Origin of the sequence: Amycolatopsis sp. A1MSW2902 (genome assembly GCF_017312175.1) — a bacterium.
GTDB classification, from domain to species: Bacteria; Actinomycetota; Actinomycetes; order Mycobacteriales; family Pseudonocardiaceae; genus Amycolatopsis; species Amycolatopsis nivea.
In genome coordinates this window covers 7,923,022-7,933,679 of sequence record NZ_QJPO01000001.1, presented here as the reverse complement: position 1 = coordinate 7,933,679, position 10,658 = coordinate 7,923,022, and the positions used below count along the sequence as shown (strand labels likewise).

The window sequence follows — 10,658 nt, the reverse complement described above, 5'->3', positions numbered from 1 at the left end:
GGCGGGGAAGCCTGGCGAGCCTCTCGCAGGTCAACGGCCAATCCCGCGCGAGGGTTCCCGTTCCGGGAGGAGACGTCACCCGGCTACCGGGTGTCAACCGCCACCGAAGCCACCATTTCACCCAGCCTGCTCCGCAGCGTGGCCGGGTCCGCCGGGGCGACGGTGACCCATTCCCGGCCGTCCGAACCCGCCCTCGACAAGCTCAAATACCGTCCGGTGGCGGTGTCGAACCAGCCGAGCACGCGCGACCGCTGCCGGCTCCCCAGCTGGGACCGGCTGTTCGCTGCGAGCTGACCGCCGCGCTGCCGCGGCTGGCCCGCGATGAGCGCGTAGGTCTCGCGCGGATCGACCGTGGCGCGCTCGCTGAGCGACTGGCGCTTCGCCCGCCGCCCGCCCTTTTCCTCGGACTGCCCGCCGCCCGCGGCGACCGGAACCCGGATCGGCTGGGTGTGCAGCGCCTCGTCCAGCGGAAGCGTGACCGACGCCTCACTGCCGCGCGGACCGCCGGGCAGCAGTTCGACGATCGTGGACACCAGCCCGTCCGCCGGGATCGCGCGCAGCCAGATGCCGTCGGCGTCCTGGATCGCGACCACGCCGGTGCGCTCGTCGCCCGCGGCGAGCAACGCGACCGGATGCGCCTCGAACTGCGGGATGTGCAGCGCGTCGATGGAATGCGGGGCCCGCGCGAGCAGCGTCAGCCACTCTTCGACGTCGGGCTCGACCCGGCCGCGCGAGTCGCGGATGCCGCGCGCCTTCAGCTCGGTGTCGACCCGGTGCCGCAGCGACACGCGCTCGTCCTCGGTCGCGCCGTGCGAGCGCACGCGCAGCGGGTAGGGCAGCTCGCCCAGCTCCATCGACTCCCACAGGAAGTCGAATGCCAGCGGCGAGAAGAACTCTTGGTGCATCCGGTGCTGCTCACCCTCCGGTCAACGATTTCCGGCCCAGCGTAGCGCCGGATCGGCAGTCTTCAAGCGCCTCGATGCCACTTTGGGTGCATCCCGCGCCCCCAATGCGGCATTGGGTGCGTTCCATGCACCCAATGTGGCGTTCGGTGCATCCTGCGCACCCGATGCCGCGTTCGGTGCACCCTGCGCACCCAAAGTGGCGTTCGGTGCGTCGCATGCACCCAATGTGGCATTCGGTGCACCCCGCGCACCCAAAGTGGCGTTCGGTGCGTCGCATGCACCCAATGTGGCATTCGGTGCACCCCGCGCACCCAAAGTGGCGTTCGGTGCGTCGCATGCACCCAATGTGGCGTTCGGTGCATCCTGCGCACCCAATGTGGCGTTCGGTGCGTCAGACGCACCCAATGCCGCATTGGGGCGGTTTCAGCCGAGCGGGGAGCCGAGGCTGGTCAGCGCAGCTCAGTCAACGCGGGTCAGAACGCGCCCGCGCTGGCCTGGTCGGCCACCCCGGCGAGCATTTCGCCTAGCCGGTGCCGCAGGGTCGCCGGGTCGGCGGGCGCGATGGTGATCCAGTCGCGGCCGTCGTGGCCCTGGCTCGCCTGCGTGAAGTACCGGCCGGTTTCGGTGTCGAACCAGCTCAGCACCGTCGACCGGCTGCGGCCGCCGAGGCGGTTGCGGGCGTTCGCGCCGATCTGGCCGCCGCGCAGGCGCTGCTGGGCGTGCAGCCGGGCGAGTGCCTTGCGGTCCTCGTCCACGCTCGCGCGGCCGGAGGCGTCGACCTGGTTGCCGCGCCGCTGCATGAAGTCGACGCCGGAAGCGCCGACCAGCTGCTCCAGCGGCACGGTGATCGACTTCTCGGTACCACGCGGGGCGCCCGGCAGGAGCGAGATGATCGCCGTGGCCAGGCCGTCCGGCGCGCACGGGTGCAGGTGCAGTCCGCGCTGGTCCTGCACGGCGAACAGACCGTCGCCGTTCGCGCTGCCCGCGACCGCGAGCAGCGGTTCGCCGTTCGGGTCGAGCAACTGGACGGTGTCGAGGCTGACGTCCGGCGACGCGAGGATGCCGAAGTAGTCCTCGACGTGCGGAGCGGGCCTGCCGCGGTCGTCCGCGAGCCCTCGGTCAGCCAGTGCGCCGAGCGTGCGCGTGCGCAGCGCCGAGCGCTCGTCCATCGTCGCGCCGTGCGAACGGATCCGCAGCGGATACGGCAGCTCGCCCATACCGGCCGACTCCCACAGGAAGTCCACCTCGATCGGCGCGAGCAGCTCCGCGTTCGGCATCGACCAACCCCCTACCCCACGTGTTTGCGAACGCTCGCGGGCGCGTGACCGGTCCGGTCACGCGCCCGCGAGCACTGCGTCAGTTGTCGTCGTCCGACCACGCGCCGATGACCGGCGGCGGGGTGGCCTGGTTGGCCCCGAACGCGTCGTCCGGGTCCGGTTCGATGAGGAACGAAGCGTGCGTGTGCTCCTCGTCCCCTTCGCCCGCGCCGTGCGCGCCCGCTCCGCCCATGCCGCCCATCGGGCTCATGCCGCCCTGCGACTGGCCGATGGTGCCGCCCGCCGGGACGACGCCCTGCTGCTGCGGAGCCGCCGACGCGGCGCTCTGGCCGCTCTGGTGCTCGGACGCCGCGGAGGTCTTGCCTTCCTCCTCCTTGCGCGAACCGCTGCGGTTGCCCTCGCCCAGTTTGCCGCCGGCGAGCCCGGCGCCCGCGCCGATCGCGCCGAGGCCGAGCGCGGAACCGAGGCCGCTGCCGCCCGTGGACGCGGGTGCGGGCGCGGCGGCGACCGGAGCCGCACCGACGCCGGAAGCGGCGCCAACGCCCACCCCGGTGCCGCCGGCGAGCGCGCCGCCCTCGAGACCGGAGGTGCCGTACTTGCCCGAGTCGGCCGAGATGTGCGCCGGGGCGCCGTGTCCGGCGACCGCCGCGCCGCCGGCCGCGCCGTGCGCGCCCACCGTGCCGAAGCTGGCCGGGGAACCGAGCGCGCCGGGTCCGTCGGTGTGGCCGAGGTTGTTGACGTTGTTGAACGAGTTGCCGTTGAAGTGCGACGCGGTCGGCTTCATGCCGAGCGAGTCAGGGCCGAAGCTCGGGGTGGAGCTGTCGACCTCGCTCATCGCCTGGGTGTAGGCGTTGAAGAACGCGACCTGCTGCGCCTTGACGTCGTTCGCGGCGTCCGCCTGCGCCTTCTGGTCCGCGGCCAGCGCGGCCGGACCGCCCGCGAGCGCGGCCGTCATGGCCTGCTTCGGGTCGTAGTCGCGCGGGGCCGGCATCTTCTTGACCTCGGCGGCCGCGGCGGCCTGGCGGGCGAGCCGGTCCGACATCGTGTGCGCGGCGTCGGAGGCCTGCGTGCCCGAGTTGGCGATCGCCACGAGCGCGCCCTGCGCGCTGGCGGCGCCGTGGCCGACCCAGACGTTGCCCAGTTCGGTGATCGCGTTGTACAGGTCGTCGGACGCCTGCTTCAGCTCGGTGCCGTGCTTGGCCCAGTGCTGCCCGGTGGCCTCGGCGGTGCCCGGGTCGTTGTCCGTGGTCGCGCCGATGTAGAGCTGGTGGCTTTCCTGCGCCTGCCAGTTCGGCGGGTTGCCGATGGCGCGGTCGCCGCCCATCTCGAAGCCGCCGGAGCTGCTGCGCGCGGAGGCGACGATGTCGTTGGTCGCCGCGTTCGAGCCCATCGCGACGGCGGAGCCGGGCGCCGGGACCGAGGACGAGGTGCCGTAGCCGGAGGTGTTGTAGCCCGACCCGTCCGGGACGGAGCCGTCCGGGGCCGAGGTGGTGGTGTTCGGTGCCATGACTGCGTGATCCCCCTAGGACGTCAGGCCTTGTTGCGGAACGGGTCGGCGGCGGACTGGTCGATCTCGTGGTAGCGCGCCATCGCCGCGACGATGCCTTCCTCCGCGGCCTGGTACTGGCTGAGCAGGTTCTGCAGCGCGGACGAGTAGGAGTCGCCGCCGCCGTCGGCGCGCTGCACGAACTTGGTCGCCATCGCCTTGCCGACCGGGTTCGCGCCGAGCTTCGGCGGCTGCGCGAGCGTGCCCGCGCTGTGCAGGAGAGCTTCGACCGCGTCGCGCCCGGTCCGGATCTTCTTCAGCACGGTCTGCGCGGCATCCGGGTCGATCCCGACCTGGCCGTTGACAGCGGCGTTCTTGAACGCCGCGGCATCCGCCGAGCTGTTGTTGCCCATCTGCCCTCTCTCCGTTCCCCCGCGCGAGGACCAGCCCGTCGGCTGGTGTCACTCGTCCGCATGGCAATAGGTCTTCGCATAGGTTAACGCACCTGGTCGAGCCCTATGACGCGATTTCGGGCTTCCGGGTTCCGCGGCCGGAAGGATTATCGCGAACCGGACTAACCGGACGTGTAGACGTGCGGATCGAGCGTGCCGATGTAGGGCAGGTCGCGGTAGCGCTCGGCGTAGTCGAGGCCGTAGCCCACGACGAACTCGTTGGGGATGTCGAAGCCGATGTACTTGACCGGCACCTCGACCTTCACGGCTTCCGGCTTGCGCAGCAGCGAGACGACCTCGAGCGAGGCCGGGTTCCGGCTCGCCAGGTTCTTCAGCAGCCAGGACAGGGTGAGCCCGGAGTCGACGATGTCCTCGACGATGAGCACGTCGCGCCCGGCGATGTCGCGGTCGAGGTCCTTCAAGATCCGCACCACCCCCGACGACGAGGTCGAAGACCCGTAGGACGACACGGCCATGAACTCCAGCTGCGTCGGCACCGGAAGCGCCCGCGCGAAGTCGGTCATGAACATGACGGCGCCCTTGAGGACGCCGACCAGGAGGAGGTCGCCCTGGCCGTTTTCCGGGTGGTCCGCGGCGATTTTCGCCGCCAGCTCCGCGATCTTGTCTTTGATCTGCTGCTCGGTGATGAGCACGGAGGCGATCTCGCCCTCGTACACGGGTCATTCCCCTCGGGTGGTGGGTTCGGGTCCGGCAAGCGAGAGCCTGCCACGCCGCCGTCGAGCCTCCAAGTTGCCCGGCAGCCACACCCCGCCCTGACCCCGCCAGCGGGCCACGAGCGCGTCGACCGAACGCAGGTGCGCGTCGGTCAGTTCGCGGACCCCGGAGTCCAGCAGCCACCTGCGGAGAACCCGTCTGCGCAGCGCAGCGGGCTCGGCCGCCAGCACGGCTACATCGAGGTCGTCTTCGCGGGCCGCGCGCTCGTGAACGCGCGCGGCGAGTGTGTCCAACGCCTCGGTGTCCTCGCGCAGCTGTGCGGCCGTACGGGCTAAAGCTGGAGCGACTCCACCCGACAGCACGTCCTCCAGGAGCGGCAGTGCTTCCGTACGCAGCCGTACGCGAGTGAAGCGGGGATCGGCGTTGTGCGGGTCTTGCCACGGCGCTAGACCGAGTTCTGTACACGCCGCGACGGTTTGCGCGCGCGTGATGCCGAGCAGCGGGCGGCCCCACGGCGGATCGTGCGGACGCATGCCCGCCAACGACCGTGGCCCGGAACCGCGTCCTAGGCCGAGCAACACCGTCTCGGCTTGGTCGTCTTGGGTGTGGCCGAGCAGTACGAGCCCTTCGCCGTTTGGCAACGCTTCGCGCAGCGCGTGGTACCTCGCGGCGCGCGCGGCTGCTTCAGGACCGCCTTTGCCCACGACGTGTACGGCATGCACTTCGACGACGTCGATGCCAAGACCCTTCACGACCGTCGCCGCTTCGGCGGCAACAACCGCTGAGTCGGCCTGAAGGCCATGGTCGACGACGAGCGCCCGCGTACGGACGTCTCGATGCCGAAGGACGTACGCCGTCGCTTCAGCGAGCGCTAGGGAGTCCGCGCCGCCTGACACCGCGACGCACACTTCGCCGGGAACAGCGACTGTCGCAAGGAAATCGCGGACCGCTGTCCGGACCGCGGCGAGCGCGCTCACCCGTGCAGGCGCCGCACCCAGGCCGCGGGGTCGGCGATCTCGGCGCGGGTCGGCAACGTGTTCGGCGAACGCCAAACCTTGTTGAACCCGTCCATCCCGACCGCGTCGACCACGTGCCGCGTGAACTTCGCGCCTTCCTCGTACTGGCGGATCTTCGCGTCGAGACCGAGCACCGCGCGCAGCAGCCGGTCGAAAAGCCCGCCGCCTTGCCGCCGCGCGGTGAACCGCTCCCGGATCTGCTCGACGCTCGGCACGACCTGCGGGCCGACCGCGTCCATCACGTAGTCGGCGTGGCCCTCCAGCAGCGTCGACAACGCCAGCAGCCGGTCGAAAACCGAACGCTCCTTCGGCGACTGCAGCAGCTCCGCGATACCGCCGCCCTTGCCGCGGTTGCGCAGCGCGTCGGGCAGCCTGCCGACCAGTTCGGCCAGCCCCTCGGTGGAGCTCTCCGCGAGCCCGGACACCAGCCGTTCGACCTCGTCGGCGAAGTAGTCGCGCAGCCACGGCACCGCGGTGAACTGCAGCCGGTGCGTGCACTCGTGCAGGCAGACCCACAGCCGGAAATCGTGTGCGGGAACCTTCAGCGCGCGTTCGGCGGCCACCACGTTCGGCGCGACGAGCAGCAGCTCGCCCTTGTTCTCCGGGCCGCCGAACGGGTCGTACTGACCCAGCACGCGAGACGCCAGGAACGCGAGCAGCAGCCCGGTCTGCACGCCGGCGCCGGACGCCAGGATCGGGCCGAGCGGACCGCCCTGCGCCGCGGGCAGCGCGCGCCCGGTGAGCTCGCCGAGACCGGACGCCGCGGACCGGACCCAGCCCGGCCGGTCGACCACGGTGCCGGGCAGCAGCGGCAGGTCCTGGCCGAGGCCGGTCAGCTCGCGGACGTGCCCCTCCGCCTCGGCGGTCAGCTCCCGCAGGTCGACCACCGCGCGGTCCGCTTCGCCGCGCGCGACCTGCGGGCCGCCGCGCACGAGCAGCGCGCCGGTGGCGGCTGCCCGGTCCCAGTCGACCATGGGCCGCCGTCGGGTCTCGGTTTCCTGGCTCACGCCTCCGACGCTACCTTCCGGTACGCGTTTGTGGGCAGCTCAGCCGAACCGGTTCAGCGAGTCGGCTCAGTGCGGGCTACTTGCAGCCGCAGCCCCGCAAGGCCGTCGCCAGCACGTCGAGCGCCGCCTGCCCGGAATTCTTCTCCGAACCGTTGGACATGAACGCGAAGGCGAGCACGCGGTTGTCGCTGTCGAGCACATACCCCGCGAGGGTGTTGACGCCGGTGAGCGTGCCGGTCTTGGCCCGCACCCAGCCCTTGCCCCCTTGGGTTTCGCCCGAGTGGTAGCGGCCGTGCAGGGTGCCCTCCGGACTGCCCGCGACCGGAAGGCCGGCCAGCAGCGGACGCAGCTTCGGCGTGTTCGGGTCCTTGCCGTCCGGACCGGCCGCCGCGGCGAGCACCTGTGCCAGCAGCCTGGCCGGCACCTTGTTCTGATTGGACAGTCCGCTCGTGTCGAACAGCTGCAGGCCGTTGACGTCGAATCCGTGGTCTGCCAACACCTTCTTCACCGCGGCCGAGGCGCCGGCGAACGACGCTTCCCCGCCGGTGGCCATGGCGACCTGGCGGCCGAGCGAGTCGGCGAGCACGTTGTCGGAGATCTGCAGCAGCGCGTACGCGAGGTCCGGCAGCGGAGCCGACTGGACTTCGCCGAGCACCTTCGCCCCTTCCGGAGCCTTGGCGGGACCGGCCGGGCTCGCGCCGAGCTTGTCCGCGACGAGCTGGGTGAGCGCGGTCCCCGGGTTGCCCGAGCGCATGGTCTCGTCGACCTTCGGGTTGCCGCGGCCGCCGTCGGTCATGGCCGGGACGATCGGGGCGCCGTACAGCGACGGCGCGTCGCCCGGCTCCCAGCCCGGCGCGGTGTTCGGACCGCTGAAGGCACTCGCGTCGAGCTGGACCTTCTTGACGTCGCCGCCGGCCTTCTTGACCTGGTTGACGAGGTCGTCGACGTGCGCCGCGCCCGGGTAGAGCGGCGAATCGGTGCCGACCGGCAGCGCGGTCAGCGACGGGTCGCCGCCGCCGACGATGACCACCGTGCCCGGCTGCGCGCCCTGGACGATCTTGGTGGAGATCCGCTTCGTCGGCTCCATCGCGAGCAGCGCCGCGGCGACGGTGAGGATCTTCGTGGTCGACGCCGGGGTCAGCGGGGTGTTCGACGCGTGATCCCACAGCACGGTGCCGTTCGCCGGGTCGATCACACTGCCGCTGAGCTGCGACAACGCGGCCGCCCCGGCGGGACCGGAGAGCTTCGCGGCAACACCGTTCGCGGACGGTCCCTGACCGGACGTGTCCGGGCCGTGCAGCGCGAGGCTGGCGTCGGCGGGGTCGGGCGCACTGCCCTTCGGCGCGTTCGGCGCCCACGGCAACCCAAGCCGGTTGGACACGGCGGGCACAGCCGACGCCCCACCCGCGGCGGCGAGCAGAAGCAGCACGACGAGCGCCAGGATCAGCGCCTTCCGGCGAGGCTTCTTGCCCTCCGGCCGAGGCGCGTCACCCTGCGGCGGAATCGGCCCGGCACCGGACGGCGGTTCCGGAGGCTGCTCGGCAGCGCGCGGCGGAATCTGCTCCGGACCTGGGCGCTCGGCGAAGCCTTCCGCAGGACGAGGAATGCCGACGGTCGCTTCGGACGGGCCCTGCTGCGCTTCGCCGGGGAAACCTTCGGGCGGACGCGGGATGCCGACGGTCGCCTCCGCCGGGAACTGGCCCCCGGTCGGGTCGATGCGCATCGGCCGCACCTGACCGCCGCCCGCCGGTGGGACGGTGCCGGGTGCTGGTTCGGGCAGAGCAGGACGGACCGGGATTTCGATCTGCTGCGACCACGACTCGGCTTCGGATTCGTTCCGGCTCGCCTGCGACTCGTCTCCCGGACGGCCGGGTTGAGCGGCGTTGGAGCGACCCCGGTTCTCCTGCGACTCGTCCCCGGGACGACTGGCTTGAGCGGCGCTCGCGCGGCCCCAGTTCTCCTGCGACTCATCCCCCGGACGACCGGACTGAGCGGCGCTGGAACGCCCCCAGTTCTCCTGCGACTCGTCTCCCGGACGACCGGACTGAGCGGCGCTCGAACGATCCCAGTTCTCCCGCGACTCATCCCCGGGACGGCCCTGCCCCGCGCCGGGACGGCCCCAGTTCTCCTGCGAATCGTTCCCCTGACGACCGGGCTGACCCGGGTTGAGCCGTGCGGCGGCGGAGCCGGGAGCCGGTTCGCCTCGGAAGCCCGTCCGGTTCTCCTGCGGTTCCTCCCCGGCGCGGCCGGATTGAGCCTGCCCATCGGAACGCGCGCCCCGGAACTCAGGTGCTCCTTCTCCGCCGCGGCCCGACTGGTCCTGGCCCGCGGCGGGAGCGGAGTCGTCGCGGAAGGCGGTCCAGCCCTCCTTGGGCGGCTCCTGCCCCTGCTCGTCCCGCGCGACGACCGGCCGGAACGCCGCCCAGCCCTGGCTGTTCTCGCCCGTTCCCGGCGTTTCGTCCCGGAACGCGGCGAACTGCCCCGGCTTCCCGGCGGGCTCAGCAGGCTCGGCGGCCTGACCGGACTGGAACGGGTTCCACCCCTGCCCCTCGTCCGAAGACCCCGCGCCGGACCCAGCGGGCTCGAACAGCGAGTTCCCCGGCTTCCGCGCGGCCTGCCACGCGGGCGACGACTGCTGCTGCCCACCCTGACCAGGCGAAACATTCGGCTGCGCGCGGACCGTCTGCTCCGCGGACCCCTCCGCGGACGGCCGCGGCGGCTGCTGCGACGCCTGCACCGTCGCCTCGGCATCCGGACGGCCCGCGTTGTCGCCCGGCCTCGGCACCCCGGCCGTGAACCGGGTCGGCCCCTCCACCGGGACCCACGGCGCCTGCGGTTTCGGCTCCTCGGGCCGGGCGGGCATCGACGCACCGCTCATCCGGTCCGCGAGGTTCGACCGGGGCGGTTCCGGCGGCGTGACGGGAGCGTCCGAGGGCGCGTTGAGCCCGGGGACTTCCTCCGGTTCGACTTTGGGCCGGAACCACGATCCCGGCCCGTCGCCCGGTGTGACGTTCGGCACGGAAAGCTGCGCGGTGGCTCCCGCGTCGCGCTTGGGCAGGGGGAGGCGGGAGGTCGCCCGGTCCGCCTGGGACGAGGTGTCCTCGTCGCCCGTGGGCCACCTCGGCTGGTCGTTTTCCGGCACCCACCACTCCTTCTCACCCGCCCCCGGAGGGGCCAAGGTCACATGCCGTCTGGCCTACATCGGCGCGACCGGCCGACGGGGCGTAGTCCACACTAGTGACGTCAACGAGGTCATTAGGTTGCCGCCCACGAGCGCGTGGGACACCGAGATTCGAGAAGCAGCGAGGACGGCCGTGGAATTCGACGTCACGATCGAAATCCCCAAGGGGGAGCGCAACAAGTACGAGGTCGACCACAAGACCGGTCGGATCAAGCTCGACCGGACCCTGTTCACCGCGACCCAGTACCCGGCCGACTACGGGTTCATCGACGACACGCTCGGCCAGGACGGCGACCCGCTCGACGTGCTCGTGCTCGTCCAGGAGCCCACGTTCCCCGGCTGCCTGATCCGCTGCCGCGCGATCGGCATGTTCCGGATGACCGACGAGAAGGGCCCGGACGACAAGGTCCTCGCCGTCCCGACGAACGACCCGCGTCTCGAGCACCTGCGGGACATCCACCACCTGAACGAGTTCCACAAGCTCGAGATCCAGCACTTCTTCGAGGTCTACAAGGACCTCGAGCCGGGCAAGAGCGTCGAGGGCTCGTCCTGGGTGAGCCGCGCCGACGCCGAGTCGGAGATCGCCCGTTCGTACGAGCGCGAGAAGGACCGCCTCGCCAAGGAAGAGATCAACGGCGAAGAGCACCACTGAGGCAACC

The 10,658-nt window shown here is 71.7% G+C and carries 9 protein-coding genes; 1 reads left to right on the top strand and 8 read right to left on the bottom strand.

All coding sequences use genetic code 11. The annotated features are described in order from the left end of the window. Positions 1-83: 83 nt before the first annotated feature. From DMP23_RS37065 to dacB, 8 genes are all read right to left on the bottom strand, one after another. The gene (locus tag DMP23_RS37065) at positions 84-905 is read right to left on the bottom strand and encodes an ESX secretion-associated protein EspG (RefSeq protein ID WP_134661998.1); all 822 of its coding nucleotides are present in this window, start codon (positions 903-905) and stop codon (positions 84-86) included. Positions 906-1,378: 473 nt separating this feature from the next. Then, positions 1,379-2,182, bottom strand: coding sequence for an ESX secretion-associated protein EspG (locus tag DMP23_RS37060; protein WP_043827135.1), 804 nt, complete (start codon positions 2,180-2,182; stop codon positions 1,379-1,381). A gap of 79 nt (positions 2,183-2,261) precedes the next feature. After that, positions 2,262-3,572, bottom strand: a complete 1,311-nt coding sequence (locus DMP23_RS37055) for a hypothetical protein (RefSeq protein WP_051728667.1) — start codon at positions 3,570-3,572, stop codon at positions 2,262-2,264. A 140-nt stretch (positions 3,573-3,712) separates the two neighbouring features. Continuing rightward, positions 3,713-4,081 carry a hypothetical protein gene (locus DMP23_RS37050; RefSeq protein ID WP_043827134.1) on the bottom strand — a complete coding sequence of 123 codons (369 nt, stop codon included), beginning with the start codon at positions 4,079-4,081 and terminating at the stop codon, positions 3,713-3,715. Between the two features lie 161 nt (positions 4,082-4,242). Beyond that, entirely contained in the window at positions 4,243-4,797 is a 555-nt protein-coding gene (hpt, locus tag DMP23_RS37045) for a hypoxanthine phosphoribosyltransferase (RefSeq protein ID WP_037369179.1), read from the bottom strand. Between the two features lie 3 nt (positions 4,798-4,800). Next, a complete protein-coding gene (gene tilS / locus DMP23_RS37040) occupies positions 4,801-5,772 on the bottom strand; it encodes a tRNA lysidine(34) synthetase TilS (RefSeq protein WP_037808286.1) in 972 nt (323 codons plus the stop codon). Beyond that, the gene (locus DMP23_RS37035) at positions 5,769-6,785 is read right to left on the bottom strand and encodes a zinc-dependent metalloprotease (RefSeq protein WP_238608226.1); all 1,017 of its coding nucleotides are present in this window, start codon (positions 6,783-6,785) and stop codon (positions 5,769-5,771) included. Before DMP23_RS37035 ends, tilS begins: the two co-directional genes overlap by 4 nt. Positions 6,786-6,894: 109 nt before the next feature. Then, the gene (dacB, locus tag DMP23_RS37030) at positions 6,895-9,960 is read right to left on the bottom strand and encodes a D-alanyl-D-alanine carboxypeptidase/D-alanyl-D-alanine endopeptidase (RefSeq protein WP_337823808.1); all 3,066 of its coding nucleotides are present in this window, start codon (positions 9,958-9,960) and stop codon (positions 6,895-6,897) included. Between the two features lie 172 nt (positions 9,961-10,132). Here dacB and DMP23_RS37025 point away from each other — a divergent pair, with 172 nt between their 5' ends. Continuing rightward, a complete protein-coding gene (locus tag DMP23_RS37025) occupies positions 10,133-10,651 on the top strand; it encodes an inorganic diphosphatase (protein WP_037369183.1) in 519 nt (172 codons plus the stop codon). Positions 10,652-10,658: the final 7 nt, after the last annotated feature.

Coding starts and splice junctions, on each gene's coding strand:
- DMP23_RS37065 (WP_134661998.1), bottom strand. CDS start 905: ATGCACCAAGAGTTCTTCTCGCCGCTGGCATTCGACTTCCTGTGGGAG.
- DMP23_RS37060 (WP_043827135.1), bottom strand. CDS start 2,182: ATGCCGAACGCGGAGCTGCTCGCGCCGATCGAGGTGGACTTCCTGTGG.
- DMP23_RS37055 (WP_051728667.1), bottom strand. CDS start 3,572: ATGGGCTCGAACGCGGCGACCAACGACATCGTCGCCTCCGCGCGCAGC.
- DMP23_RS37050 (WP_043827134.1), bottom strand. CDS start 4,081: ATGGGCAACAACAGCTCGGCGGATGCCGCGGCGTTCAAGAACGCCGCT.
- DMP23_RS37035 (WP_238608226.1), bottom strand. CDS start 6,785: ATGGTCGACTGGGACCGGGCAGCCGCCACCGGCGCGCTGCTCGTGCGC.